This window comes from Dactylosporangium sp. CA-139066, from assembly GCF_050936175.1.
GTDB lineage: Bacteria > Actinomycetota > Actinomycetes > Mycobacteriales > Micromonosporaceae > Dactylosporangium.
Map to the genome: position 1 here is coordinate 9,304,105 of NZ_JBNJNH010000001.1, position 26,886 is coordinate 9,330,990.

General features: G+C 73.3%; 22 protein-coding genes, 2 tRNA genes and 2 pseudogenes. 10 read left to right on the plus strand and 16 right to left on the minus strand.

Annotated elements, in window-relative coordinates:
• Positions 1-53: 53 nt before the first annotated feature.
• Complete coding sequence (recG, locus tag ACQEVU_RS42610; protein WP_433335314.1) at positions 54-2,237, minus strand: ATP-dependent DNA helicase RecG; 2,184 nt, start codon at positions 2,235-2,237, stop codon at positions 54-56.
• Between the two features lie 46 nt (positions 2,238-2,283).
• Positions 2,284-4,629, minus strand: a complete 2,346-nt coding sequence (locus ACQEVU_RS42615; protein WP_433334082.1) for a DAK2 domain-containing protein — start codon at positions 4,627-4,629, stop codon at positions 2,284-2,286.
• A gap of 193 nt (positions 4,630-4,822) precedes the next feature.
• On the opposite strand from ACQEVU_RS42615, the gene rpmB reads away from it, so the two are divergent.
• Positions 4,823-5,014: a 50S ribosomal protein L28 gene (rpmB, locus tag ACQEVU_RS42620; RefSeq protein ID WP_223101777.1), complete on the plus strand. Its 192-nt coding sequence runs from the start codon at positions 4,823-4,825 to the stop codon at positions 5,012-5,014.
• A 120-nt stretch (positions 5,015-5,134) separates the two neighbouring features.
• Here the strand turns inward: rpmB and ACQEVU_RS42625 are convergent, their stop codons facing one another.
• Together ACQEVU_RS42625 and ACQEVU_RS42630 are read right to left on the minus strand one after the other, a co-directional pair.
• Positions 5,135-5,584, minus strand: coding sequence for a GNAT family N-acetyltransferase (locus ACQEVU_RS42625; protein WP_433335316.1), 450 nt, complete (start codon positions 5,582-5,584; stop codon positions 5,135-5,137).
• A gap of 73 nt (positions 5,585-5,657) precedes the next feature.
• Positions 5,658-6,620, minus strand: coding sequence for a thiamine-phosphate kinase (locus ACQEVU_RS42630; protein ID WP_433334084.1), 963 nt, complete (start codon positions 6,618-6,620; stop codon positions 5,658-5,660).
• Between the two features lie 142 nt (positions 6,621-6,762).
• Between ACQEVU_RS42630 and ACQEVU_RS42635 the strand changes: the two genes are divergently transcribed.
• Together ACQEVU_RS42635 and ACQEVU_RS42640 are read left to right on the plus strand one after the other, a co-directional pair.
• Positions 6,763-6,996 carry an Lrp/AsnC ligand binding domain-containing protein gene (locus ACQEVU_RS42635; RefSeq protein ID WP_433334086.1) on the plus strand — a complete coding sequence of 78 codons (234 nt, stop codon included), beginning with the start codon at positions 6,763-6,765 and terminating at the stop codon, positions 6,994-6,996.
• Positions 6,996-7,532, plus strand: a complete 537-nt coding sequence (locus ACQEVU_RS42640) for a DUF3515 family protein (protein ID WP_433334088.1) — start codon at positions 6,996-6,998, stop codon at positions 7,530-7,532. The genes ACQEVU_RS42635 and ACQEVU_RS42640 overlap by 1 nt, the downstream gene beginning before the upstream one ends.
• A 194-nt stretch (positions 7,533-7,726) precedes the next feature.
• On the opposite strand, the pseudogene ACQEVU_RS42645 reads toward ACQEVU_RS42640, so the two are convergent.
• The 3 genes and pseudogenes from ACQEVU_RS42645 to ACQEVU_RS42655 all read right to left on the minus strand — a co-directional run.
• A pseudogene (locus ACQEVU_RS42645) lies at positions 7,727-8,830 on the minus strand (cystathionine gamma-lyase); the annotation flags it as partial.
• A 203-nt stretch (positions 8,831-9,033) separates the two neighbouring features.
• On the minus strand, positions 9,034-10,065 hold the full coding sequence (locus tag ACQEVU_RS42650; protein WP_433334090.1) for an NAD(P)H-dependent glycerol-3-phosphate dehydrogenase: 1,032 nt from the start codon (positions 10,063-10,065) through the stop codon (positions 9,034-9,036).
• Positions 10,062-10,790: a lysophospholipid acyltransferase family protein gene (locus ACQEVU_RS42655; protein WP_433334092.1), complete on the minus strand. Its 729-nt coding sequence runs from the start codon at positions 10,788-10,790 to the stop codon at positions 10,062-10,064. The genes ACQEVU_RS42650 and ACQEVU_RS42655 overlap by 4 nt, the downstream gene beginning before the upstream one ends.
• 550 nt (positions 10,791-11,340) lie before the next feature.
• Between ACQEVU_RS42655 and ACQEVU_RS42660 the strand changes: the two are divergent.
• The 5 genes and pseudogenes from ACQEVU_RS42660 to ACQEVU_RS42680 form a co-directional block, all read left to right on the plus strand.
• A pseudogene (locus ACQEVU_RS42660) lies at positions 11,341-11,778 on the plus strand (2-phospho-L-lactate guanylyltransferase); the annotation flags it as partial.
• Between the two features lie 8 nt (positions 11,779-11,786).
• On the plus strand, positions 11,787-11,984 hold the full coding sequence (locus ACQEVU_RS42665) for a cold-shock protein (RefSeq protein WP_433335318.1): 198 nt from the start codon (positions 11,787-11,789) through the stop codon (positions 11,982-11,984).
• 1,041 nt (positions 11,985-13,025) lie between these two features.
• A complete protein-coding gene (locus ACQEVU_RS42670) occupies positions 13,026-15,140 on the plus strand; it encodes an RNA degradosome polyphosphate kinase (RefSeq protein WP_433335320.1) in 2,115 nt (704 codons plus the stop codon).
• A 25-nt stretch (positions 15,141-15,165) separates the two neighbouring features.
• Complete coding sequence (locus tag ACQEVU_RS42675) at positions 15,166-16,686, plus strand: CHAD domain-containing protein (RefSeq protein ID WP_433334094.1); 1,521 nt, start codon at positions 15,166-15,168, stop codon at positions 16,684-16,686.
• Positions 16,674-17,549 carry an NUDIX hydrolase gene (locus ACQEVU_RS42680; RefSeq protein WP_433334096.1) on the plus strand — a complete coding sequence of 292 codons (876 nt, stop codon included), beginning with the start codon at positions 16,674-16,676 and terminating at the stop codon, positions 17,547-17,549. The genes ACQEVU_RS42675 and ACQEVU_RS42680 overlap by 13 nt, the downstream gene beginning before the upstream one ends.
• A gap of 63 nt (positions 17,550-17,612) precedes the next feature.
• Here the strand turns inward: ACQEVU_RS42680 and ACQEVU_RS42685 are convergent, their stop codons facing one another.
• The 3 genes from ACQEVU_RS42685 to leuC all read right to left on the minus strand — a co-directional run bounded on the left by ACQEVU_RS42685 (position 17,613) and on the right by leuC (position 20,353).
• Complete coding sequence (locus ACQEVU_RS42685) at positions 17,613-18,194, minus strand: HU family DNA-binding protein (RefSeq protein ID WP_433334098.1); 582 nt, start codon at positions 18,192-18,194, stop codon at positions 17,613-17,615.
• Positions 18,195-18,330: 136 nt separating this feature from the next.
• Complete coding sequence (gene leuD, locus ACQEVU_RS42690) at positions 18,331-18,918, minus strand: 3-isopropylmalate dehydratase small subunit (protein WP_433334100.1); 588 nt, start codon at positions 18,916-18,918, stop codon at positions 18,331-18,333.
• Between the two features lie 16 nt (positions 18,919-18,934).
• Positions 18,935-20,353: a 3-isopropylmalate dehydratase large subunit gene (gene leuC, locus ACQEVU_RS42695; protein ID WP_433334102.1), complete on the minus strand. Its 1,419-nt coding sequence runs from the start codon at positions 20,351-20,353 to the stop codon at positions 18,935-18,937.
• 49 nt (positions 20,354-20,402) lie between these two features.
• Between leuC and ACQEVU_RS42700 the strand changes: the two genes are divergently transcribed.
• Positions 20,403-21,089 carry an IclR family transcriptional regulator gene (locus ACQEVU_RS42700; protein ID WP_223101757.1) on the plus strand — a complete coding sequence of 229 codons (687 nt, stop codon included), beginning with the start codon at positions 20,403-20,405 and terminating at the stop codon, positions 21,087-21,089.
• A 184-nt stretch (positions 21,090-21,273) separates the two neighbouring features.
• A complete protein-coding gene (locus ACQEVU_RS42705) occupies positions 21,274-21,534 on the plus strand; it encodes a hypothetical protein (protein ID WP_433334104.1) in 261 nt (86 codons plus the stop codon).
• Positions 21,535-22,028: 494 nt separating this feature from the next.
• Here the strand turns inward: ACQEVU_RS42705 and ACQEVU_RS42710 are convergent.
• From ACQEVU_RS42710 to ACQEVU_RS42735, 6 genes are all read right to left on the minus strand, one after another.
• A tRNA-Glu gene (locus ACQEVU_RS42710) sits at positions 22,029-22,104 on the minus strand.
• Between the two features lie 53 nt (positions 22,105-22,157).
• Positions 22,158-22,229 (minus strand) — tRNA-Gln (locus ACQEVU_RS42715).
• Between the two features lie 74 nt (positions 22,230-22,303).
• Positions 22,304-23,092, minus strand: a complete 789-nt coding sequence (locus tag ACQEVU_RS42720) for a fumarylacetoacetate hydrolase family protein (protein ID WP_433334106.1) — start codon at positions 23,090-23,092, stop codon at positions 22,304-22,306.
• Between the two features lie 9 nt (positions 23,093-23,101).
• Positions 23,102-24,340, minus strand: a complete 1,239-nt coding sequence (locus ACQEVU_RS42725; RefSeq protein WP_433334108.1) for an FAD-binding protein — start codon at positions 24,338-24,340, stop codon at positions 23,102-23,104.
• A 643-nt stretch (positions 24,341-24,983) separates the two neighbouring features.
• A complete protein-coding gene (locus tag ACQEVU_RS42730; RefSeq protein ID WP_433334110.1) occupies positions 24,984-25,541 on the minus strand; it encodes a DUF305 domain-containing protein in 558 nt (185 codons plus the stop codon).
• 73 nt (positions 25,542-25,614) lie between these two features.
• Positions 25,615-26,373 (minus strand): lytic polysaccharide monooxygenase, encoded by a 759-nt coding sequence (locus tag ACQEVU_RS42735; RefSeq protein WP_433334112.1) that lies wholly within the window; start codon positions 26,371-26,373, stop codon positions 25,615-25,617.
• Between the last annotated feature and the right edge of the window lie 513 nt (positions 26,374-26,886).

Genomic DNA, 26,886 nt, shown 5'->3' on the forward strand with positions numbered 1-26,886 from the left:
GCATCGAGTGGGCACCCTCACCCGCCGGCCGCGAGGAGCCGGACGTGCGGCGCTCAGCCTTTCTCCAGGTACTCCGCCCGCTCCTCGTCGACCAGCCGCGCGATCATCGCGGCCAGCAGCGGGTGCCGCTCCAGCTCGCGGTCCTCGTCGATCAGCTCGATAGCCTCCGCGCGCGCCTCGCCGATGAGCTCCGAGTCGCGCTGCAGCGACAGCAGCCGCAGGTGCGAGCGGTGACCGGACTGGGCGGCGCCGAGCACGTCGCCCTCGCGGCGCTGCTCCAGGTCGAGCTCGGCGAGCTTGAACCCGTCGGTGGTGGAGGCGACCGCGTCCAGGCGCGCCCGCGCGGACGTGCCCTCGCCCGACTCCGTGACCAGAAGGCACAGCCCGGGCGCGCTGCCCCGGCCCACGCGCCCGCGCAGCTGGTGCAGCTGCGAGACGCCGAAGCGGTCGGCGTCGAGGATCATCATCATGGTCGAGTTCGGTACGTCGACCCCGACCTCGATCACCGTGGTCGCGACGAGCGCGTCGATCTGGCCGGCGGCGAACGAGCGCATCACGGCGTCCTTCTCGTCGGCGGGCAGGCGCCCGTGCAGCACCCCGATGCGCAGCCCGTGCAGCGGCCCCTCCTCGAGCTGCGGCGCGACGTCGAGCACCGCGACCGGGGGCCGGCGCCCGTCGTCGCCGACCGGCGGCACGTCCTCGCCGTCGGACTTCGCGTCGCCGATGCGCGGGCACACGATGTACGCCTGGTGGCCCTTCGCGACCTCCTCGCGCAGCCGCCGCCACGCCCGATCCAGGAACGCCGGCTTCTCGGTGACGGGTACGACGTGAGAGGCAATCGGGGAGCGGCCGCGCGGCAGCTGGCTGAGCACCGACGTCTCCAGGTCGCCGAACACGGTCATCGCGACCGTGCGCGGGATCGGGGTGGCCGTCATCACCAGCACATGCGGCGGCTGGTCGGCCTTGGTGCGCAGGGCGTCGCGCTGCTCGACGCCGAAGCGGTGCTGCTCGTCGACGACCACGAGGCCGAGGTCGGCGAAGTCGACGCCCTCGTAGAGCAGGGCGTGGGTGCCGACCACGATGCCCGCGGTACCGCTGCGGATCTCCTCCAGCACCCGGCGCCGCGCGGCCGCGCCCAGCGAGCCGGTCAGCAGCGACACCCGGGTGGCCTCGGGCGCGGCGTCGAGCTCGCCCGCCCGCGCCATGCCGCCGAGCAGGTCCATCACGTTGCGGTAGTGCTGGGCGGCCAGAACCTCGGTCGGGGCGAGCATCGCCGCCTGGCCGCCGGCGTCGACGACCTGCAGCATGGCGCGCAGCGCGCACAGCGTCTTGCCGGACCCGACCTCGCCCTGCAGCAGCCGGTGCATCGGGTGCGCCCGCGCCAGGTCGGCCGCGACCTCCTCGCCGACGTCGCGCTGCCCCCGCGTCAGCTCGTACGGCAGCCCCGCGTCGAACGCGGCCAGCAGCCCGTCGTCGCGGCGCGGGCGCGGCACCGCCGGCCAGTCCTCGGCCCGCTTCTTGCGCTGCACCAAGGTCAGCTGCAGCGCGAACGCCTCGTCCCACTTGAGCCGCCGCCGCGCCATCGCCAGGGACTGCTGCGACTCGGGCCGGTGGATCTCGCGCAGCGCCTTGTCCAGCGGCGTCAGCCGCCGGCTCGCCCGCGTCGTGGCCGGCACGTGGTCCGGCGTGACCGGCAGGACGTCGAGCACGGTGCGCACCGCCGCCGCGATGCGCCAGGTCGGCACGCGCGCGGTCGCCGGGTACACCGGGATGATCGCCCCCGCGAACTCCTCGACCGCCTCCTCGCCCTCGCCGGCGTCGAGCAGGACGTAGTCGGGCTGGTTGAGCTGCAGCTTGTTGTTGAACCGCCCGACCTTGCCGGAGAACAGCCCCCACCGGCCCGGTCGCAGCTGGTTCTCCCGCCACGGCTGGTTGAAGAACGTGACGCTGATCTCGCCGCCGCTGTCGTCGCCGATGACCGCCTCGACCAACGACCCGCGCTTGCCCCGCGCGGCACCGCGCTGCTGCTGGAACTGCCGCGAGCTGACGCGTTTGACCTGCCCGAACACCGTCACGTCGGTGTCGATCTCCAGCGCCCGGATGTCGGTGTGCTCGCCGCGCTCCTCATAACGGCGCGGGAAGTGGTACACCAGGTCGCCCACGGTGTGCAGGTCCAGGTGCTCGGCGAGGAGCTTCGCCCCGTTGCCCCCGAGCACCTTGGACAACGGCGTCGTCATGTCGATGTCGGCCACTCGACCTATCTTCCCCCGGTCTGATTTACATCTATTCCACGCCCACCAGCAGCGGGTAGTGCGGCTGGCCCCCTTCGTAACACTGCACCTCGACGAACGGCCACGCCCCCTCGACGTGTTCGCGCAGGGTGTCGCTCAGCCCCGCCGGGGCGCCCCGCCCGACGATCAGGGTGACCAGCTCCCCGCCGCCCCCGAGCATCCGGTCCAGCAGCCCGACGGCGGTCCGCGACAGGTCCTGCCCGATGAGGTTGACCTCCCCGTCGACGATCGCGAGCACGTCGCCCGGCTGGCACCGCCCGGCCACGGTCAGCGCCTCCCGCCCGGCGATCGTGACCTCGGCCGACCGGCACCGCGCGGCCGCCTCGGCCATCGCGATCACGTCGTCCTCGAACCGCCGCGCCGCGTCGCGCACGGCCATCGCCGCGAGCGCCTGCACCGGCGAGCGGGTCGGCACCACCCCCGCGCGGATGCCCTCCGCCCGCGCCTCGGCCGCCGCGGCGGAGGCGACGGCGAGGACGTTCGAGTCGTTGGGCAGCACGACGACACGCCCCGCCCCGGTACGGCGAATCGCCGCCAGAATCTCCCCGGTCGACGGGCTGCCGGTCAGGACGGTGGCGCCTTCGGCCGCGAGCAGCTCGGCCAGCCCGGGTCCGCTGCACACGACGACAACGGCCCGCTCTGTCGCGTCGTCCGACCCGTCGGCCGCGTTCCGGGACGCCCCCGCGGCGCTCTGCTCGATCCGAACCACGTTCCGGTCCCACGCCTCGCCGTCCCGCGGCGCGTCAGTCCATGCCTCGTCTCCGTGCCGCGCCTCGTCGCCGCGTGCGCCGCCGACCCGCACCTCGTCGAACGAGTCTCGGGCGCCGTCTGCCGCTGCCGCCAAGCGCACGCCCGCCGCGCCCGCCCCTGCCGCGCCCGCCCGCGCCACGCCTGCGTCTGCGTCTGCCGCGCCCACGGCCGCTACGTCCGCGCTGGCGAGCGCTGCCACCTGATCGGCGAACCGCGTGACGGTGATCCTGCTCGGCCGCCCCGCTTCAACCCCGGCCTCAATAGCCGCCCCGACGTCGTTGACGTGCACGTGGACGTGCCAGACGGGCTCCTCCCCCACAACGACGAGGGAGTCCCCGAGCCCCGCGAGGACGCGGCGCAGCTCGTCGACCGCGCCGGCGGCCGCCCGCAGCAGGTACTGCACCTCGTACCCGTACGCGTCCGAGCCCGCCTCCCGCTCCATGCTCCCGCCCGGTAGCCCAGGGGCCGGCCTCGCGGCCCCGGTCGTCATGTCGGGCGGCGCCTCGCCGGTCAGGGTCTCCACCAGGGCGTCGAGCAGCACGACCAGGCCGCGGCCACCGGCATCGACGACGCCGGCCCGGGCCAGGGCAGGCAGCTGCTCAGGCGTCCGCGCGAGCGCGACGCGCGCCGCCTCGGCGGCCGCCCGTGCCACCGCGACCACGTCTCGGCCCGCGGTGCCATCACTCGCGCCGCGATCACGCCCGGACGCGTCGCCCGCCCCGTCGTCGGGCGCGGAGGCGGCGGCGAGCGCCGCCCGAGCGGCAGCCGCACCGACGGACAGCACCGTGCCCTCGACCGGCGCCGCGACCGCGCGGTAGGCCGCCTTGGCCGCCTCGTCCAGGGCCCGGGCCAGATCTTGCCCGTCGGCGGCGACCACGCCGCCCAGCGCACCGGCGAGCCCCTTGAACAGCTGCGCCAGGATGATCCCCGAGTTACCCCGCGCCCCCAGCAATGCCCCCTGGGCCACGTCGCGCAGCACGCCACCCAAATCGTCCGCGCCCGAGCTCGCGCCTCCGGCCGCCGCGCCCCCGCCCGCCACGCCCGCACCGTCGCCCGCCGCCGCACCATCGGCCGCCGCACCCGCGCCGCCAACCACCGCATCCGGACCTTCGGCCAGCGCGCCTCGACCGCCAACCACCGCCGCCGCGCCACCGACCGACCCGTCCGGGCCGCCGACCGACGCGTCCGGGCCGCCGACCACCGCGCCCGCGCCGCTAGCCACCGCGCCCGCGCCGCTGACCACCACCGCGTCCGCGCCGCTAGCCACCGCGTCCGCGCCGCTGACCACCACCGCGTCCGCGCCGCTAGCCACCGCGCCCGCGCCGCTGACCACCACCGCGTCCGCGCCGCTAGCCACCGCGCCCGCGCCGCTGACCACCACCGCGTCCGCGCCGTCGGCCGGCGCGCCCGAGCGGTCGCCCAGCGACTGCACCGCGGCGGCCATGGTCAACACGAGGTTGGTGCCGGTGTCCCCGTCCGGGACCGGGTACACATTGAGCGCGTCGATCTCCGCCTGATGGCGCCGCAGCGCGCCCAGGCCGGTGACACACCACCGGCGGACGATGGCGGCGTCCACGCTGTCTGGCACGCGCCAGAGCCTAACCGTGAGCGCCGTCATTCCCCACCGATGCGCCCCCGACAGGGCCGATTGGGTGTCCCGGGCCGGCATCAGGTAACCTTGCGGGGTTGCCCGCCGCTCACCCGGCCGGGGACGCCTGGAACGAGATCCGCGGTGCGGTTCCGTTCCGACCCGAGACTGCAATCAATCCCAGGAGATCCCCGTGGCTAGCGTGTGCGACGTCTGCGGCAAGGGACCGGGCTTCGGCCACAACGTGTCCCACTCGCACCGGCGGACCAACCGCCGTTGGAACCCCAACATTCAGACGGTGCGCACCCCGGCCGGTGGCGGCACCACGCGGAAGATGCAGGTCTGCACGTCCTGCCTCAAGGCCGGCAAGGTCGTCCGCGGCTGATTCAGCCAGCGCAAAGGCCCCGTGACCAGGTCACGGGGCCTTTTGCCGTGCGCCGGTAGGCACGCGCACCGACGCCGCCCCCTCGGCGCCCGGGCGCGCGCCGCCCCGGAAAAGCAACGCTCAGAGATCACGACCGAACGAGCGCACGTCCGGGTACCCCTTGTAATGCCCGAAATCCGCAATCCGCGCATATCCGCTGCCCTCGTAGAGCGCGATCGCCTCGGGCTGTGCGGTCCCCGTCTCCAGCCACAGCCGCTTGCGGCCCGCCTGCCGCGCCGCGTCCTCCACGGCCGCCAGGAGGGCCTTCGCGAGGCCGCGACCGCGGAACTGGGGCACCACGTACATGCGCTTGAGCTCCGCCGTCGTCTCGTCCTCGGCGAGGGTGCGGAAGCCGGCGCACCCGGCCGGCACGTGGTCCTCCACGTACGCCACGAGGAACGCCCCCTCGGGCGGGTCGAACTCGCCGGGCTGGATCGGGGTGGAGTCCCCCTCGCCGCCGTACCGCTCGCTCAGATCGGCGAGCGCGGCGGTGGTGAGCTCGGTGGCGACCCGCGAGCCGTAGCGGGTCATTCGGATGTCGAACTGGGTCACGAGCGTAAAGGGTACGGGCCCGAACGGCCCTTACTGCTTCGGCGGGAAACCGTCACCGGAAGTGATCCCAGCCGGGGGCGGCGCCCGTGTACCTGCGCCCGTCCACCGTCACACCGTCACCCACCGTGAACAAACTGGCCGGTACCACGGACCCCACAACGAGCCACTCGGCCGGCAGCTCAGTGCCCTCCGGGAAGGTGGCGGCGAGGGCGTGGTCGTCGCCGCCGGCAAGGATCCAGCCGTACGGGTCGACGCCCAGCGCGGTCGCGGCCGCGACCATCGGCTCGGGCACGCTGAACGCGTCGCGCCGCAGATCGATGCCGACGCCGCTGGCCGTCGCGATGTGGCCGAGGTCGGCGAGCAGCCCGTCGGACACGTCGATCATGGACGTCGCGCCCATCCGCGCCGCGACCGGGCCCAGGTGGTACGGCACCTCGGGCCGGCGGTGCGCGTCCACGAGCAGCTTCGGCGAGCGGAACCCGCGCGACAGGATCGTGTACCCGGCCGCGGCGTGCCCGATACGCCCCGCGACGGCCACGACGTCGCCCGGGCGCGCGCCCGAGCGCAGCAGCGGCGCCCGCCCCTCGAGATCGCCGAGCGCCGTCACCGCGATCGTCAGCGTCGGGCTCGAGGATGTGTCCCCGCCCACAACCGACGCGCCGGTCTTCGCCGCCTCCGCGGCTAGGCCGTCGGCCAACTCCTCGGCCCACGAGATCTGCAGGTTTGCCGGAGCGCAGAGAGCCACCAGCAGCGCGGTGGGCCGCGCGCCCATGGCGGCGATGTCGGCGAGGTTTGCCGCGGCCGCGCGGTGGCCCACGTCGCGCGCACTGGACCAGTCGCGGCGGAAATGCCGCCCGTCCACGAGGACGTCGGTGCTCGCCACGACGCGCGCGTCCGGGGCCGCGACGAGCGCACCGTCGTCCCCCGGTCCGAGCAGAACAAAGGGCGACGCCGCCCCGAGCCGAGCCGTCACCCGCGAGATGAGCCCGAACTCCCCGGCGGTTGCTACGGTCACCCGTCCTCCAACCTGATGCTCGATAGTGTCGCCGAAGCCGCGCGTCATGGCATGATCACGCACGGCGGTTGATTTGCCGGTTCCATTCTTGCGGTAGGTTGACGCCTGGTCAGCGCTCGTACGGCAGGGAGGGAGTCGTGTCGTGGTACAGGCCTACATCCTGATCCAAACAGAGGTCGGCAAGGCACGCGACGTCGCCACGGCCATCCACGGCCTCGGCGGGGTGGTGCGCGTGGACGCGGTCACTGGCCCCTACGACGTCGTCGTGCTCACGGAGGCCCGCAGCATCGACGAACTGGGCCAGCTCATCGTGTCGAAGGTCCAGCTCGTGCCCGGCATCACCCGCACCGTCACGTGCTCGGTGGTGCACTTGTAGTGACCGTCGACACCACCCGCCCGGCCCCCAGCCCCGGCCGGATCGCCACCTTCGCGGCCCTGCCCGTCGCGCTGTTGGCCGGCCTGGTCGCATTCTGGGGCCTGGGTGGCTTCCCGGGCCATGCCGACAAGCCAAGCGCGGCAGCGGTACCCGCTGAGGCGCCCCAGCTCGCCCCGAGCCCGGCCACCGTGTGCCGGGCCTTGGTGGCGAAGCTCCCGGACGCACTCGGCGGCCTCGCCCGCCGCCCCGTCACCGCCGGCGCGGAGCAGAACGCCGCGTTCGGCGACCCGGCGATCGTGCTCTCGTGCGGCGTAGCACAGGCCACGATCCCCCCGGACGCCCAACTGCTCGGCCTGTCGAACGTCTGCTGGTACCCCGAGGAACGCTCCGGCGAGACCGTCTGGCACACGGTCGACCGCGAGGTGGCGCTCCGCGTGGTGGTACCCAAGGCCGCCGACGGCTCCTGGCTCGTGAATCTTTCAGCGCCGATCGTCGCCACCGTGCCCGCCACGGCACCGGGCCCGGTCCACTGCTGAGCGGCCGCCCCGTTCGCACCTGAACGGGGGACAACTCCGCCTCCGCGCGGATGCGCGCGACCTGCTTGAAGCCGCATCGCTCGGACCGTCCGCGCGCAGTGACATCAACCATGCACTCTGTCATTCGCGCCCTTGCCCCTGCCCACGGGCAGCCGAGCCAGCTGGATGTCGAGCAGGCGCAGGGCGCGGGCGCGTCAGCCCGACGCGGCGTCCAGCGCGCGGCGAACGTCCGCGACCAGGTCGGCCGTGTCCTCCACGCCGCACGAGAGACGCACCAGGCCCTCGGGCGCGTCGTCACCCCACTGCGCCCGCCGGTCCGCCGAGGTGTGCAGCCCGCCGAACGACGTCGCGGCGAACACCAGCTCGGACGCGGCGAGGAAGCGGTCCACGGCCGGCTTGCCAGCCAGGGTGAACGTCACGACGCCGGGGACGCGGCGCATCTGGCGGGCCGCCGCCGCGTACGCGGGGTCGCCCGGGCGACCGGGCCACCGCACGGACGCGACCGCCGGATGGCCGGCCAGCACCTCCGCCACGGCCGCCGCGTTCGCCGTCTGCCGGGCGAGGCGCAGGTCCAGCGTGCCGAGCGAGCGGTGGGCCAGCCACGCCTCGAACGGCCCCGGCACGCCGCCCGTCCGCGCGCGCCAGGTGCGGATCGTCGCCACGAGCTCCGGGTCCCGCGCGCACACGTAGCCCAGCAGCATGTCGGAATGCCCGGTGAGCGCCTTGGTGGCCGACGCGACCGAGAAGTCCGCGCCGAGGTCCAGGGGCCTTTGCCCGAGCGGCGTCGGCGTGGTGTTGTCGACCGCGACGAGGCCCCCGGCCGCGTGCGCCCGCGCGGCAAGGTCGGCAACGTCACACACGTCAAGGCCGGGGTTGGACGGGGTCTCGAGCAGCAGGAGGCGGACGCCGCCGAAGTCCGGGTACGGCCCGGCGGTCCGCATCGTGCGCACCTCGATCCCGCGCCCGGGCAGGTGCTCGCCGGCGAAGGCCCGCGTCAGGAAGTACCCGTCGGCGGGAAGCACCACGGCGTCGCCGCTGCGCAGCGTGGCCAGCAGCACCGCCGTGATCGCCGCCATCCCGGAGGCGAAGACGACGCACTCGCCGCCCTCCAGCTCGCCGATGGCCTGCTCCAGCATCCGGTACGTCCGGTTGTCCGTCCGCCCGTACCCGTCCACGCCCGCCTGCGGCCCGGCGACCGGATCGAGGTGGTACGGCGCGACGAACACCGGCGACGGCAGGAACGGCTCCCCCGCGACCGGCGCGGGCACGCCGGCATGCACCACGCGGGTCCCGTCTCCGCGCGCCGCTGCGGCCGGCTCAGGGGCACCTGCGGGGCCGCCCCCGCGCCCGTCCGAGCCTTGGCCGGCGACGGTGCCGGGCGCCTCCGAGGGCACGTCTGCGGCCGCGCCGGACGGCGCCGCTGCCGCCTCCGCGCGCTCGTCCGGGGCTACGTCGGGGGCCGGCCGGTCCGCGGGTGCGTCCGAGCCGGGGCCGTTGAAGGTCACTGGCCGGTCGAGGGGACGCCCGGGCGCTCCGGCTTCGTCTCCCTCGCCATGAGCGCGGCAATGGCCTTGAGCGTGTCGACGCCCTCGTGGCAGACCTGCTCGACCTGCTCCGTGATCGGCATCTCGACGCCGACGCTGTGTGCGAGGTCACGGATCGACAGGCAGCTCTTGACGCCCTCGGCGGTCTGGCGGGTCGCCGCCTGGGCGTGCTCGAGGGTCTCGCCGCGGCCGAGGCGCTCGCCGAACGTGCGGTTGCGCGACAGCGGCGACGAGCACGTCGCGATGAGGTCGCCGAGCCCGGCCAGGCCGGCGAACGTCATCGGGTTGGCGCCCAGCGCCGCGCCCAGGCGGGAGGTCTCCGCGAGGCCGCGCGTGATCAGGGTCGCCTTGGTGTTGTCGCCGAAGCCGAGGGCCGAGGCCATGCCGTAGGCCAGGGCGATCGCGTTCTTGACGGCGCCGCCGAGCTCGCAGCCGACGACGTCGTCGTTCGTGTACGGCCGGAGGTACCGCGTGCTGATCGCCCGCTGGACCAGCTCGGCCCGGCGGATGTCGCGGCAGGCCACGACCGTGCCGGCGATCTGCTCGGCGGCGATCTCGGGCGCCAGGTTGGGCCCGGTGACCACGACGACGCGGTCCGGCTCGACGTCGGCGACCTCGACGATCACCTCGCTCATCCGCTTGAGCGTGTCGAGCTCGATGCCCTTCATCAGGCTCACCAGGGTGGTGTCCGCGCCGATCGCGCCGCTCCAGGCCGAAAGGTTGGCGCGCAGCGTCTGCGACGGGACGGCGAGGACGACGAGGTCGGCGCCGTCGATCGCCTCGTGCGCGTCGGACGTGGCGGTGACAGCGCCCGGGAGCCACAGGGCCGGCAGGTAGTCCGGGTTCTGATGCTGATCGCGGATCGAGGCGGCCAGCTCGGGCCGGCGCGACCAGATGGTGACGGCGGGGGTGCCGGCGTCGGCCAGCACCTTCGCGAACGCCGTGCCCCACGAGCCGGCGCCGAGGACCGCCGCGCGCTGAATGCTCATGCCGCCTGCTCTTCGGATCGCTCCGTCGGGCGCTTCGGGGTCCACAGCGGCGGTGGAGTACCGCCGCGGATCTCCGCCAGCATGTCGCGCAGATGCAGCATGATGTGCTCGGTGATCTCCCCCAGGGTCTGCGCCGTCGGCTGCGCGTCCGCCCAGGCCGACAGGTCCATCGGCTCGCCCGTCTGGATCGTGATCATCGCGCGCGGGAACAGCTTGAGCTTCTTCGTCCGCGGGTCGTAGATCCGCTCCGGCCCCCACATGACGATCGGGATCACGGGCGCGCGAGTGTCCAGCCACAGCCGGGCCGCGCCGGTTTTGCCGCGCATCGGCCACAGGTCGGGCTCGCGCGACGTGGTGCCCTCCGGGTAGATGACCACGGCCTCGCCCGCGCGCACGCCCTCCCGGGCGGCCTCGAGCGCCTTGACCGCGTCGGTGGTCCCGCGGCGCACCGGGATCTGGTGGACCGCCTTGAGCAGGTACCCCAGCACCGGCACCTCGAACAGGCTGGACTTGGCCAGGAACGAGGGCCACCGCCCCGCGTCGTAGATGTAGTGCGCGACGGTCAGCGGGTCCGCGTGGGAGATGTGGTTGACCACAATGATCACCCCACCCTCGGCCGGGATGTGTTCCATGCCTCGCCAGGTGCGACGGGTCAGCACCTGGATCGCGGGCTTGACGGTCATGACGGCGAAACGCCGCCAGAAGCCGAGCCTCCGGCGCACCATCTCACCCTCCCCTCACGGTTCTGCTGCGAATCATGCCACTGCCGGGCGCCGGGTGGCCGTGTCAGGATGGCTCATGCACTGCCACGGCCAGTCGACGCCCCAGCCGACGGCTTCCGAGCGACCGGCCTCCTGGGTTGCCGTGGTGCCGGTCAAGCCCCTGCGAGCGGCCAAGACGCGCCTGCGCGGCGCCGTGCCCGAGGCCGTACACCCCGACCTGGTCCTGGCCATGGCACGCGACACGGTAGCCGCCGCGCTCGCGTGCCGCGCGGTCGCCCGTGTCGTCGTGATCTGTGATGACCCGGCCGTGTGCGCGGAGTTGACCGAGCTGGGCGCCCTATGCCTGCCCGACGCCCCGGCCGCCGGCCTCAACGCCGCCCTGGCCTACGGCGCCCAGGCGGCCCAGCACACCGCCACGTCGCGCCGCGACCGGGCGGACCCGGCGGCGCCCGGCACGCGCGGCGAGCGAGGCGCCCACGGACACGAGGCGCTTTCCGAGCGCGCGGACGCCGCCCACGCAGGCGGGACGCGCGAGGACGCGACCCAGGCGGACGCTACGCGCGGGGACGCGGCGCCGATGGACGTAGCCGGCGCCGACGTCGCGCAGGCTTATGTGGCACGCACGGACGCGACGTGGACCGACGCCGCGCGCGAGGACGCGTTCTCGGTGGTCGCGCTGACCGCGGACCTGCCGGCCATGCGCCCCGAAGACCTTGAGTCCGCGCTGCTCGCGGCCACGCGGACGGGTCAGCGGGCGTTCGTGCCCGATCTCGAGGGCACCGGCACGGTGCTGCTCGCCGCGCCGGCCGGCCAGCCACTCACGCCGCTGTTCGGCCCCGGCTCGGCCGCGGCGCACCTGAGCTCGGGCGCGGTGCAGCTCGACGGAGCGTGGCCGAGCCTGCGTCGCGACGTAGACACCGCGGCCGATCTCGATGCCGCGGCGCGTTTGGGCCTCGGCGCACATACCGGACAAGTCATCTGCACGGTAGCGTGATCGGCATGCAGGGCACGGTCGCGACGTTCGACGAGGAGAGTCGTACGGGCACGGTGCTGCTCGACGACGGGGTCGAGATTTCGTTCCCGGCGGCGGCGTTCGACGCATCCGGGCTGCGCCACCTGCGGCTCGGCCAGCGGGTGCGGCTCGACCACGACGATGTGGGCACGATCACGAAGGTCACACTCCCGACCCTTCCGTGAGGGCCAGGCAGCGGGAAGTTCATGTTCAGACCGGCACAAACAGGCCATGATGATCCGGTGGACGAGAGCAAGCCCGGTCGTAGCCGCCCGCGCAGCGCCGCCCAGCGGTCCGATCCGGCAAGTTCGCCGCCCAAGACGACGAGGTCCAGCGAGAACGGGACTCCGGCGCGGGCGCGTCGGGCCACAAAGGTCGCGCGGTCCACAGCGGCCGACGGAGCCACGGTGAGCGAGGTCACGGTGAACGAGGCCACGGCAGACACGACGCGGACGCCAGAGCGGGTGCCCGCGCAGAAGAGCCCAACGAAATCGTCCGCCGCCGCGACGCCGCCCGAGCCCGCGGACCAGCTGCCCGCGGACTCGCCAGCTGCTGATCGGGAGCCCGCAGCCGGCGACGTGACGCCCGCGGGAGCCGCTCCGGCGGACGAGACGGGCGGTGACGCAACGCCGGCCGGGAGCACGCAGGCTCCGGAGACCGCGAAGCCTGCGGAAGCCAAGCCGACGGCGACGAAGGCCGCCCCGGCGAAGGCGACGGGCACCAAGCCCGCCGCGGCCCAGCCGACGACGAGCGGGCCGACCGCCGACGCGCCGGCCGGAAGCGGGCCCGCCGCCAGGCCCGCGAACCCAGCGAAGGCCACAGCCCCCTCGAAAGCCGCCGCCCCGGCCAAGGCCGCTACGCCTGCCAAGTCCGCGACGCCCGCCAACGCCGCTACGCCTGCCAAGACCGGCGAGCCGGCGAAGGCCGCCCCCGCGCGATCGGCGACCAAGCCGCCGACGACCGGCGTCAACGGAGCCACGGCGCGGACCACCAGCTCAACGAACGGCCAGGTAGCCGGCGCGGTCCCGGCGGACGGGCATGATGCGGCCGTAAACGCCGCCCAGGCCGCCCCCACGAGCCCGGCCCCACAGCGGGCGGAGGCGCCGGCCGCCGCCGGGCAAACCGACGCGGTGATCAAGGACGCGGACGCGGCGGCCGAAGGGGCCGGCGCCGCCGAGCACGCCGCAGACCGCGCGGGCGCGCCTGTCGGTGACCTTGAGGCCGCCATCGCGAACCAGAGTGCCGGGTGGTTCGGGTCCGAAGAGGGCGATCTGCGGGTACAGGATGAGGAGAAACCGCTCCCGGAAGACCGGTATCTCAACCGCGAGCTGTCCTGGCTCGACTTCAACGCGCGGGTGCTGACGCTGGCCGAGGACGCGGGCACGCCGCTGCTGGAGCGGGCCAAGTTCCTCGCCATCTTCGCCAGCAACCTCGACGAGTTCTACATGGTGCGCGTCGCGGGGCTGAAGCGGCGGCTGCAGACCGGCCTGCCCGTGCGGCGGCCGGGGTTCCAGCCGCCGACGGAGCAGCTGGAGCAGATCGCGGAGCGCACGACCGCGCTGATGTCGCGGCAGTCGCGGGTCTTCGCCGAGGAGATCGCGCCGGCGATGGCCGAGGAGAACATCCACATCGTTCGCTGGACGGAGCTCGACCCGGCCGAGCGGGAGCGGATGCGCGCGTCGTTCCGCGAGCAGATCTTCCCGGTGCTCACGCCGCTGGCGGTGGACCCGGCGCACCCGTTCCCGTACATCTCGGGGCTCTCGCTGAACCTGGCCGTCGTGGTGCGGGAGAAGGACGGCGGGCCGGAGCTGTTCGCGCGGATCAAGGTGCCGAACAACGTGCCGCGGTTCTTCGCGCTGCACGCCGCGCGCGACGGTGCGCGCGTCATGCGCTTCCTGCCGGTCGAGGAGCTGATCGCCGCGCACCTCGGGCAGCTGTTCTCCGGCATGCAGGTGGTCGAGCACCACCTGTTCCGGGTGACCCGCAACGCCGAGGTGGAGCTCGACGAGGACCGCGACGAGGACCTGCTGCAGGCGCTGGAGCGGGAGCTCGCGCGGAGGCGCTTCGGGCCGCCGGTGCGGCTGGAGGTGGCCGCGTCGATCTCCGACCACGTGCTGGAGCTGCTCGTCCGCGAGCTGGACATGGACTCCCACGACGTGCTGCGCGTGCCGGGGTGGCTGGACCTGACGGCGCTGTGGGAGGTGTACAACGGCGTCGATCGTCCGGACCTGAAGGACCCGCCGTTCGTGCCCGCGACGCACCCCCACTTCGCCGAGGGCGAGACGCCGCGCAGCGTGTTCGCGCGGTTGCGCGACCACGACATCCTCGTGCACCACCCGTACCACTCGTTCTCCACGAGCGTGCAGCGCTTCATCGAGCAGGCCGCCGCCGATCCGAACGTACTGGCGATCAAGCTGACGCTGTACCGCACCAGTGGCGACTCGCCGATCGTCGACGCGCTCGTCGACGCGGCCGAGGCGGGCAAGCAGGTGGTGGTGCTCGTCGAGGTCAAGGCGCGCTTCGACGAGAAGGCGAACATCGGCTGGGCGCGGACGCTGGAGCGCGCCGGCTGCCACGTCGTCTACGGCCTCGTGGGCCTCAAGACGCACACGAAGACGGCCCTGGTGGTGCGCCAGGAGGGCAACCACATCCGGCGGTACTGCCACATCGGCACCGGCAACTACCACCCGAAGACGGCGCGGCTGTACGAGGACTACGGCCTGCTGACCGCCGACCCGGAGGTGGGCGCCGACCTGACCGACCTGTTCAACGTGCTCACCGGCTACAGCCGCCAGACGTCGTACCGCCGGCTGCTGGTCGCCCCGCACGGCGTACGGCGCGGGATCATCGAGCGGATCGAGCGCGAGGTCGCGTACGGCGCCGACGGCCTGGTCCAGATCAAGGTGAACTCGCTGGTCGACGAGGAGATCATCGACTCGCTGTACCGGGCGAGCCGCGCGGGCACGAACGTCGACCTGATCGTGCGCGGCATCTGCGCGCTGCGCCCGGGCGTGCCGGACCTGTCCGAGAACATTCGGGTCCGATCGATCCTGGGCCGGTTCCTCGAGCACTCGCGGGTGTTCCGCTTCGGGCACGGCGCCCGCGCGGAGTACTGGATCGGCTCGGCGGATCTCATGCACCGCAACCTGGACCGCCGCGTGGAGGCGCTGGTCCAGGTGACCGACCCGGCCTCGACCGAGGAACTGCATCGCGTGCTCGCCCTGATGATGAGCGACGATACGGGCGCGTTCGAGCTGTCGGGCAACGGCGATTGGCACCGGCGTCCGGGCAAGAACGCGCAGGAGGCGCTGCTGCGCCGCATTGTCGACCGGGTTGAGTAGCCGGTCCAACGTCGAAGGTGGCTGGATGCTGGAGGAAGAGCGCAAGTACCTGGTCGACGACGGATTCACCATGCCGGACCTCGGCGCCGCCGGAAGGGTGAGCGTCCGGGGCCCGGTGTCGTTGCGGGCGACCTACTACGACACCACCGAGCGGCTGCTCGCCCGGCATGGGGTTTCGCTTCGGTACCGCACCAGCGACGCCCGGTCGCGCGTCTGGACGGTGAAGCTGCCGTCCTCGAGGCCCGGCGTGCGCCATGAGCACTCCCGCCCGTCGGCGGGCGCGGGCGTCGTGCCGGAGGACCTGCTGGACCTGGTCACGGCGTACCGGCGCGGGCGCACCCTGCTGCCGGCGGCGGTGCTGCGCACGTCGCGCACCGTCTACGACGTGACCGACCGCGACGGCAACGTGCTGGCGGAGGTGGCCGACGACGCGGTGAGCGTCATGGACGGCCGCCGCGTCGCTTCCAGCTTCCGGGAGATCGAGGTCGAGCGCGTCGGCGGGGAGACGAAGACGCTGGACAAGATCGAGCGCCTGCTGCTGCGCGCGGGCGCGCAGGTGGGCGACTTCGTGCCCAAGCACGTGCGGGCGATGGGGCCGCTGGAGCCGGCGGTCCTGGTCGCGCCCGCGCCGCTGCAGCGCAAGGCGCGCGCCGGCGACATCGTGACCGAGGCGATCCGCCGCGACGTGGCGCGCATCTTCAAGCACGACCCGTTCGCGCGGCTGCGCGAGCTGATGCCCAACGGCGACACCCCGGTGCACCAGATGCGGGTCGGCACCCGCCGGCTGCGCAGCGACCTGCAGACGTTCCAGGCGCTGCTGGAGCCGGAATGGACGGCGCGGCTGCGCGCGGAGCTGGCCTGGCTCGCCGCGGCGCTCGGCGGCGCGCGGGACGTCGAGGTGCTGCGCGCCCGGCTGTACCGCACGGCCGCGGTCGACCCACTGTCGCCGCCGGACCGGGAGGCGGTCGAGCGCATCGACGCGGCGCTGGCCTCGCAGCAGGCGCAGGCGCTGGTCACCCTGGACGCGGCGCTGCACTCGCGGCGATACGTGAAGCTGCTCGACTCGCTCGTCGCCGCCGTGCAGGCGCCTCGACTGTCGCCGCTGGCGCGGGAGCGGGCCGACCGGGTCCTGCCGGGCATCGTGCGCAAGCCGTGGCGGAAGCTGGCGTTCGGCGGGGGCGGCGCGCCGGGCGCGGGCGGGCTCACCCCCGACCTGCCCGACGACGACTGGCACGAGGTCCGCAAGCGGGCCAAGCGGGCCCGCTACGCCGCCGACGCGGTTGCGGCGGTCGTGGGCCCCGACGCGGTACAGCTGGCAAAGGCCATCGCACGGGCGCAGGGTGTGCTCGGCGAGCATCAGGACGCGGCGATCGCCGCGGACGCCTGGGTCGGCGCGGCGGCGACCGAGCCCGGCGACGTGGCCCTGGCCGTGACCGCGGGGCGGTTGTTCGAACGCGAGCGGGCGGCGGTCACGCGCGCCCGCGCCGAGTTCCCGGCCGTGTGGCAGGCGGTCGTGGAGGATAAGAACATCGCATGGCTGAAGTGAACTCGGTGGTCCGCGCGGCCGGCGGCGTGGTGTGGCGGCGCAGCGAGGGCGGGGCGCCGGAGATCGTGCTGGTGCACCGCCCGCGGTACAACGACTGGTCCCTGCCCAAGGGCAAGCTCGACCCGGGCGAGCACGAGCTGGCCGCCGCCGTGCGCGAGGTCTACGAGGAGACGTCGGTGGAGGCGGTGCCGCAGCTGCGGCTGCCGTCGGTCCGGTACCTCACCGGCGAGCCGGGCGTGGAGAAGAGCGTCGACTACTGGTCGATGCGCGCGGCCGCCTGGGCGCCCCGGCCGCCCGACGACGAGATCGAGGAGGCGCGGTGGGTACCGGCCGCGGACGCGCAGGCGCTGCTGAGCTACGCGCACGACCGCGGCGTCGTGCGGGCGTTCCTGGCCCTGCCGCCGGTGACGGGCGTGGTGGCGCTGGTTCGCCACGCGAAGGCGGGCAGGCGGCGCGACTGGGCCGGCCCGGACGCCGAGCGGCCCCTGGAGCCGTCCGGGGAACGCGACGCGCAGGCCCTGAACGGCCTGCTGACGCTGCTGCGGCCCGACCGGGTGGTGTCGGCCACCCCCAGGCGCTGCCGGCAGACCGTGGAGCCGCTGGGGCTGCCGGTCGAGGCCGATGCGACGTTCGACGAACTGCAGGCGCCTGATCCCGCCGCGGCGGCGCTGGTGGCGCTGGCCCGGCGCGGCGGCACGACGGTGGTGTGCAGCCAGGGCAAGCTCATGCCGCCGCTGATGGTGGCGCTGACGAAGCGCGCCGATTTCAATTTCCATACCCGCAAGGGCACCGGCTGGGTGCTGTGCTTCTCGGAGGGCCGCCTCGCCGGCTGGGACCGCCTCGTGCCGATGACGGTGCAGTAGCCACGGAGAAATGCGAAAAGGGCGGCGCCGCGATTCGCGGCGCCGCCCTTTTCGTAGCCTGCCTTACTTGGCGGCGGCCTTCTTGGCCGGCGCCTTCTTCGCGGCGGTGGTGGTCTTGGCGGCGGCGGCCGCCGTCGTCGTCTTGCGAGCCGTCGACGACGCCGCGGCGCGCGTCGTCTTGGCGGCGGTCTTCTTGGCGGGCGCGGCCTTGGTGGCGGCGGCCTTGGCCGGGGCGGTCTTGGTCGCGGCCTTGGCCGGAGCGGCCTTCGTCGCCGCTGCCTTCGCCGTGGTGGCCTTGGCGGTCGTCGCCTTCGCCGTCGTGGCCTTCGTCGCTGCGGTCTTCTTGGCCGCGGCGGCAACCTTCGGCACCTTGCCGCTGGCGACCATCTCGCGGAAGCTGGCGCCGGCGCGGAACGCGGGAACCGACGTCTTCTTCACCTTCACCGCTTCACCGGTGCGCGGGTTGCGGGCGGTTCTCGCACCACGGACGCGCTTCTCGAACACGCCAAAACCGGTGATGGCGACCTTGTCGCCCTTGGTCACGGCGGCCTGGATCTCGGCCAGCACCGCGTCCAGCGCCGCGTTTGCCGACTTCTTGTCGCCCAGGCGAGCGCTGAGCGCCTCGATGAGCTCGGCCTTGTTCACGTTTCCTCCCGTACCAGAATTGAAGTCCCTGTGGGCAAGGTATCCCAACGCACACAGGATACAAACATATGACGGAAAAGAAATCGTTGTGGAGTAACGGATTTGACCGACGGCTCATCGAGACGCCCTGCGAGGGCTAGTGAACGACGGGTGTCCACTCCGGACGGCCTTGTTCGAAGGCGCTGATAGCGTCCTCGTGGCGAAGGGTGAGACCGATGTCGTCGAGGCCTTCCAGCAGCCGCCAGCGACTGAAATCGTCCAGTGGGAAGGCCCATTCGTGGCCGGCCGCGCGCAACTGGCGGGCCTCGAGGTCGACCGTTACCGCAAGCTTCGGGTCAGCCTCGATCGCGGACCACAGGGTCTCGACGTTTTCGAGGTCGAGCTCGACCGGCAGCAGGCCGGCCTTGAGCGAGTTGCCCCGGAAGATGTCGCCGAAACGCGGCGCGACAACCACCCGGAATCCATAGTCCGTCAGCGCCCAAACGGCGTGCTCACGCGAGGATCCGGTGCCGAACTCGGGCCCCGCGACGAGGATCGAGGCGCCCTCGTACGCCGGATTGTTGAGCACGAATTCGGGGTCGGAACGCCAGGCGTTGAACAGCCCGTCGGCGAACCCGGTGCGGGTGACGCGCTTGAGGTAGACGGCGGGGATGATCTGGTCGGTGTCCACGTTGGACCGGCGCAGCGGAACCGCCGTGCCGGTGTGGACGGTGAACTTCTCCATGATGTTCGTGTCCCTTTTAGTTCAGGTCGGCGGGGGCGGCGAGATGACCGGCAACGGCGGTCGCGGCGGCAACCGGCGGCGAAACCAGGTGGGTGCGACCGCCGCGGCCCTGGCGCCCCTCGAAGTTGCGGTTGGACGTCGAGGCGGAGCGCTCGCCCGGCTTGAGCGTGTCCGGGTTCATGCCCAGGCACATGGAACAGCCGGCGAAGCGCCACTCCGCGCCGGCGTCGGTGAAGACCTGGTCGAGGCCCTCCTCCTCCGCGGCCACGCGCACGGACGCGGAGCCCGGCACCACCAGCATCCGTACGCTGTCGGCGACCTTGCGCCCGCGCAGGACCTCGGCCGCGGCGCGCAGGTCCTCGAGCCGGCCGTTGGTGCAGGAGCCGAGGAACACCACGTCGATCGCGACGTCCCGCAGCGCGGTGCCCGGGGTCAGCGCCATGTACTCCAGCGCCTTCTGCGCCGCGACGCGCTCGGCGCTCTCGACGAAGTCGTCCGGGCTGGGCACGAAGCCGCCCAGCGGCGCACCCTGGCCGGGGTTGGTGCCCCAGGTGACGAACGGGGTGAGCTGCGAGATGTCCAGCGTCACCTCGGTGTCGAACTTGGCGCCCTCGTCGGTGCCCAGGCTGCGCCAGTACTCCTTCGCGCGATCCCAGTCCTCACCCTTCGGGGCGTACTGCCGGCCCTCGATGTAGGCGAACGTGGTCTCGTCCGGCGCGATCATGCCGGCCTTGGCGCCCCATTCGATCGACATGTTGGAGATGGTCATCCGACCCTCCATGGACAGCTTCTCGATCGCGGGGCCGCGGTACTCCACAACGTGCCCGCGCCCGCCGCCCGTGCCCACCTGGGAGATGAGCGCCAGCACCAGGTCCTTGGCGGTGACGCCCGGGCCGAGGTCGCCGACGACGTTGACCGCCATCGTGCGCGGGCGCGCCTGGGACAGCGTCTGCGTCGCCAGGACGTGCTCGACCTCGGACGTGCCGATGCCGAACGCGAGGGCGCCGAACGCGCCGTGCGTGGAGGTGTGCGAGTCGCCGCACACGATGGTCATGCCCGGCTGGGTGAGGCCCAGCTGCGGTCCCATGACGTGGACGACGCCCTGCTGGGCGTCGCCCAGCGGGTGCAGCCGGATCCCGAACTCCTCGGTGTTGCGCCGCAGCGTCTCGATCTGCGTGCGCGAGACCGGGTCGCTGATCGTCAGCAGGTTGTCGGTCGGCGTGTTGTGGTCTTCCGTCGCGATCGTGAGGTCGGGCCGGCGCACGGGGCGCCCGGACATGCGCAGGCCGTCGAACGCCTGCGGGCTGGTGACCTCGTGCAGCAGGTGCAGGTCGATGTAAAGCAGGTCGGGCTCACCGGCGGCGGCCCGCACGACGTGCGCGTCCCACACCTTCTCCGCCAGCGTACGCGGCTGCTGTTGGGCTTCTCCCACCATCTGGACATCCTAAAATTTGGGAGGTATGTTTCGGTCTGTGGGACACAGTATGAGCGGTGTCGGCGTGCTCGACAAGGCGGTTGTCATCCTTGCCGCCTGCGTCGACGGCGCCAGCCTGGCGGAATTGGTGGAGCGGACCAAGCTTCCGCGCGCCACCGCACACCGCCTGGCGCAGGCGTTGGAAATCCACCGCTTACTTGTTCGTGACGCCCAGGGCCGCTGGCGCCCGGGCCCGCGGCTGGGCGAGCTCGCCAACGCCGCACCGGACGTCCTGCTGACCGCCGCCGAGCCGATGCTGACCGCGCTGCGCGACGCGACGGGCGAGAGCGCGCAGCTGTACCTGCGCCGGGCCGACGAGCGGCTGTGCGTGGCCGCGGCCGAGCGGGCCAGCGGGCTTCGCGACACGGTGCCGATCGGCGCGGTGCTGCCGATGACGGCCGGCTCGGCCGCGCAGGTGCTTCTCGCGTGGGAGCCGCCCGAGGCCGTGATGCCGCTGCTGCCGCGGTGCAAGTTCACCGGGCGCACGCTGGCCGAGGTGCGCCGCCGCGGCTGGGCCCAGAGCGTGGCCGAGCGCGAGCCGGGCGTGGCGAGCGTGTCGGCGCCGATCCGCGACCGCACGGGGCGGGTCATCGCGGCGATCAGCGTCTCGGGGCCGATCGAGCGCCTGGGCCGGCGCCCGGGCGATCGGCACGCGATGGCGGTCGTGCGCGCGGGGCAGCGCCTGTCGGGTCTGTAGCCCCCACAGCGACCTGACCGCGACGAGGCGGTGCGGTCGCCGAACGGGTTGCGCCCTGCGGGGACGCGCTTACGATCTGCGGAATGTGCCGTCCGGAGCGCCCGGGGCGACCCGGGCGCGGACGCGTACTGCATCGGCGGATCCGGGGCGCGGTCCCGGAGCGCATCGGCTGGAAGGAACGCCAGTGCCCAGTTCGTCCATTCCTCACAGCCCCGAGCCGGACGGCTCGGAGGAAAGCCACCACCCGTCGACCCCTGCCTCGGACCACGGCCCGAGCAGGCCCGACGCGCCGGAGTCGCCGGCCGCGCCGGAGCAGCCCCAGGAGCCGCAGCTGCCGCCGCCGGCGCAGTCGAGCGGCGGCGGCGGCCGCGGCGGCTGCATGACCGCGATGATCGGCCTGTTCGTGTTCATCGCGGCGCTGCTGGGGATCGCCACCCAGCTGTGACAGTCGGCGGCGCGCCCGCGCGGGCCTCACCGGCGCGGGCGCGACCGTCGAGCCGATCCGAGGCGTCGTTTTTCCGATCTGCCGCGCGCTTCCCCGTTTCGACCTCGGTTGCATCGCGCGGGGAGGCACAACCACGTCCACACCGGACATACCACGCAGGAGGCTGGACCCTACGGCGACGACGGTCTCGACGCCCACGTGCGGCTCATTGGGCTCAGTAGCCTCCCCTGGGCACCGGCGCCGCCCCATCGGACGTCCTGGGCGCTCTCGGCGGCCTCTGCGGGGACGCCGGCGCGTCCGGCCGTGGTCACCGTTACCGACGACCCGGAGCTGTTCGAGAACCACACGGCGACGACACGTTCATGATCAGCACCGCGAGCGCGGCCGTGTACGTGGCGGGCGGCGCGGTGGCCGGCGGCTCCCTGCGAGCGGTCGGATAACGCCGCAGGAGGCACCAAGCAGAAAGGCCGCACCCCGAGAGGTGCGGCCTTGCATGGTAGCCCCGACCGGATTCGAACCGGCGCTACCGCCTTGAGAGGGCGGCGTCCTGGGCCGCTAGACGACGGGGCCCCAGTACTGCGACGTGCGGTGGAACTCTACAGCACCGCGATCTTGCTGCAGTGCTGGGGTACCAGGACTCGAACCTAGACTAACTGAGCCAGAATCAGTCGGGCTGCCAATTACCCCATACCCCATTGGCGCTTACCGCGCCGGAAGAGAACTTTACCGGAGGTCCCCTCCCTAGCCAAATCGGTTGTCGGCAACACGCCTATTCCAAGGTCAGGACCCTGTTGCTGAGCGCGCCGATGCCCTCGATCGAGACCACGACCTCGTCTCCGGCCACCAACGGGGAGACTCCCGCCGGGGTGCCGGTGAGGATCACGTCGCCGGGCAGGAGCGTCATGACGTGTGACACATATGACACCAGCGTCGGTACGTCGAAGACCATGTCCTTGGTGCGCCCGAGCTGGCGGACCTCCTCGTTGACCTCGCAGCGCACCTCGACGTCGCCGACGTCCACGCCGGTGACGATCCACGGGCCGATCGGGCAGAACGAGTCGAACCCCTTCGCGCGCGTGAACTGCACGTCCTTGCGCTGCAGGTCGCGCGCGGTGACGTCGTTGGCGCAGGTGTACCCGAAGATGGCCGCCGCCGCGCCCGCGCGGTCGACCCGGCGCGCGCCGGTGACCCCGATCACGACGGCGAGCTCGGCCTCGTGCTCGACCTGCTGCGACTGCGGGGGCAGCCGGATCGCGTCGTTGGGGCCGATGATCGACGTGGACGGCTTGAGGAAGAGCAGCGGCTCCTTCGGCACGTCGTTGCCGAGCTCGGCCGCGTGGTCGGCGTAGTTGCGCCCGACGCACACCACCTTGCTGGGCAGGATCGGCGAGAGCAGCCTCACGTCGGCCAGGGCCCAGCGCTGCCCCGTGAACCGTATGTCCCCGAACGGGTGACCCTCGATCTCGGCGACGGTCAGGCCGGTGAGCCCGGCCGACGGCTCACCCTCGACGACCCCGAACGACATGCCACTGTTGTGGGCGAAACGAGCGATACGCACGGGGGAAATCTACTCCGCCCCCACGTAGCGCTCCACGAACGCGTTGCGGAACGCGCCCCGCGGGTCCATCCGCGCGGCGAGGGCGGCGAAGTCGCCACCGCGCGGGTAGCGCGGCGCGTGCCGGAACACCTTGCCCCAGTGCGGCCGCGCCCCCAGCGGCGCGAGCTGCTCCTCCAACGCCTCAACCGCCCCAAGAACAAGATCATTATCCGGTACCCACGTGAAGTGCAGCGCCACGCTGTCGCGCCCGTAGTGCGGGCTGAGCCACAGCTCGTCCGCCGCGACGGTGCGGATCTCGGAGATCTGCAGCGCCGGCACGACCAGGTCACGCACCCGCTCCACGGCCGCAAACGCCGCGGGCGCGTCCGCGCGCGCCACGAAGTACTCCGTCTGCAGCTCCTCCCCGCTGCTGGGCGTGAAGTCGAGCCGGAAGTGCGGCAGCCGCTCGTGCCACGGCCCGGGCGCGCCACCCTGCTCCGTGCAGTGCACCGGCGACATGCTCGCGATCGGATGCCGCGCCCCGCCGGCCGGTTTGGCCCCGAACAACTCGCCGGGCGCGGGCGCGTCGCCGACGCGCCGCTTGAGCCACACCTGGTCGACCGTGTCCCCCGCCCAGCTGGTGAACAGGCTCACGCTGTACGCCGCCGCCGCGATCTCGTCCCAGTGCGCGTCGAGCTGCGCGCGCGGGAGGTGCTCGAAGACGTGCTGGCTCATCCGGTACGCCGGCACGACGTCCAGCGTCACCCGCACCACGACGCCGAGGGCCCCGAGCGCGACCACGGCCCCCGGGAAGTCCGCGTCCCCGCGCCTGAGCGACACCAGCTCTCCCCCGCCGGCGACGATCTCGACCCCCGCCACGGCCGTCGCGAGGTTCCCGAGCCCGACGCCGGACCCGTGCGTGCCGGTCGCGACCGCGCCCGCGACGGAGATGTGCGGCAGCGACCCGAGGTTGTGCAGCGCGTACCCTTCGGCGTCCAGCACCCGCGCCAGATCCCCGTACCGCACCCCGCCCCCGACGCTGACCGTCCCCCGCGCCTCGTCGATGCGGATGTCGGCCGGCAGCCCCGCAACGCTGATCAGGTCGCCCGGCGTGTCCGCGATCGGGTTGAACGAGTGCCCGGTACCGAGCGCCCGCACCCGCTCCGCGCTCGCCACGATCTCCTGCACCTGCTCGACCGTCTCGGGCCGATGCACCCGCGCCGCCCCGAACTCGATGTTCCCGGCCCAGTTCCGCAACCTGTCGCCCATCCCGCCTCCTTGATCGCGCTCCGCTTCCCTACCGCCCGGCCCGACGCTCGGATGCGCTCGGTCCGGCGCGGCTCCCCACGGTGCCACACCGTCCACCGCCGGCCGCGGGATCGTGTCGAAGCGGGTCGCCGTCCGGCATCCGTTCGTCGCCGAACGATAGAGGCTTCGCCGCCGAACAAGGCCGGACCGGTCCGGTTGGCCGCTCCCCCAAGGCCGACAAGCGCGGTGGGTCCAAGGCGCTCACTCCCGGCCTGGCCACGACCGCTCGCACGACCTGATGGACGGAGTCGAAGCGCTCGCATGGGCGCGCGGAGGCGCGGGCGGGCACCCGCCGGGCGGAGGCTCCGGCGGGCGCCATGGCGCGAGCGGCTGCCCAAACACGGGCGGACGCGCGGACGCACGGGCGCGGGCGGACGCACGGGCGCGCGGAGGCGCGGACGGGCACCCGCCGGGCGGAGGCCCCGGCGGGCGCCATGGCGCGAGCGGCTGCCCAAACGCAGGCGGACGCACGGACGCACGGGCGCGGGCGGACGCACGGGCGCGGGCGGGCGCACGGGCGCGGGCGGGCGCACGGGCGCGGGCGGGCGCCGGTGGGTCGACGGGCGGGGTGCGGACGCGCGAACGAGGCGGGCGCGGGGGCGGGTCAGGCGGGCTGGTCGAGGTACCGAAGCATCTGCTGGATCTCGGCGGTCCGTGACTCGTCGATGCGCTTGGCCAGGTCCAACGCGCCGGGGTTCACGCCCGTGCCGGTCTCCAGCCGGGCGATCTCGATCGCGTTGTGCTGGTGGGCGATGAACATGTTGAGGAACTTGGTCTCGAAGTCCTTGCCGCTGCTGGCGCCGAGCGCCTTGATGTCGTCGGGGCTCGTGCCGTGCGCGCCGCCGTGGCCGGCGTGCGCGGATGGGTCGGCGGCCGGGGGCTGGCCCCACGACTCGAGCCAGACCTGCATCGTCTTGAGCTCGTCGGTCTCCGTGACGTCGATCGCGGCCGCGAGGGTGCGCACGTCCTCGCGTACCGCCTTCGTCCGGGCCAGGCGGACCATCTCCAGCGCCTGGCTGTGATGGGCGGCCATCATCTGGCTGAACATGACGTCGGTGTCGTTGAAGACGCGTTGTGCGGTGCCTGCGGGGGCGGGCTGGGCCGGGGCGGCGGCGCAGCCCGCCAGCAGGAACGCCGCGAGAAGGAACGCGAAGCGTTTCATGTCCGGGGGTCTCCTTGCGCGCGGTGGCGTCCCGGCGATCGGGACGCCACCGCTCATTCAGCGGTACCGAGGGTCAGACGCGCAGCCACAGAGCCGGGACGTTGGGCGGCTCCCAGCCGGGGATCGCGGTGTGCGCCTGGCGGCACTGGTAGGTCACGCCGTTGTAGGTGACACGGTCGCCGACCTTGTACGCGGTACCGGCGGCCCAGGTGGTGGTGCCCGTCGGCGGCTGCGTCGTCGGGGTGACGGTCGGCGACGGGCTCGGGCGCGTCGGCGTCGGCGACGGCTGCGTGGGCGTCGGGTTGGGGTTGCCCCCGCCACCGCCGACCTGCAGGTCGACGCACGAGTAGAACGCGTTGCCGGTGTCCGCGATGTTCCAGCGCGCCAGCACCAGGAGGCGTCCGGTGCGCCCGCCGAGGCTCACCGTGTGCGACACGGTGGCGTCGGGCTGCCGGCCGCCGCCGTCGATGTTGGCGATGCGGGTGCCGCCGATGAAGTACTCGAAGTTCGTCGTGGCGTGGCGGGCGGTGAACACCCACGTGAACGTGACGGTGTCGCCGACCGAGGTGGCCGGCCAACCCTTGTTCGGGTCGTCCAGCTCCGCGAACCGGCTGTTGCCGCCACTGCAGCTCGTCAGGCCCTTCGGGCCCTCGACGCTCTGCGGTTCGTAGACGATCTCGCCGCAGTTGGCGACGCGGCCCTGGGCACACATCGCCTGGCGGCTGGGTGGTGAGGAGATGTACCCGTGCGCCGACGCCGGGGACGCCGTCACCAGCAGTGCGGCGGCCACGGCGGCCAGCGTCAGGGGTACCGCAGCGATCGCTTTGCGCATCCAATCGCTCCTTCCAGCGGTGGGGGTGATGCCGCCCAATGTAAAGGAAGGATTGTTAACAGTAAATAACCTTTATGAATATTGGTCAATGGAGCGCTCTCTTTTAAGGTAGGGTTACGCCCCCTTTGAGGCGCCCCCGCGCGCAGGCCCGCCGACGGCGTTCACCTGGGCGAAACACCTCCGCACGAGCGGCCACCGCGCGGAGGCGACGGCCGCGGTGAGACATCCGCGCGGAGGCGACGGCGCCCGGGTGCCACGGCGCAGAGACGACGCCCCGCGGTGACGACGGCGCTCGAGGGCGCCACCGCGCGAGGGCGACGCTGGCGGCGGGGCCTCCGCGCGAGGGCAACGGCGCGCGGTCGGCGACGGCGCGCGGGGCCGACGGCGCTCGAGGGCGCCACCGCGCGGAGGCGACGGTCCGCGGTGGGGCCTCCGCGCCGACGACGCGCGGGGCGACGGCGCGCGAGGCGACAGCGCGAGCGCTGGCCTGAGCGCGAATCATCCGCCCGGATC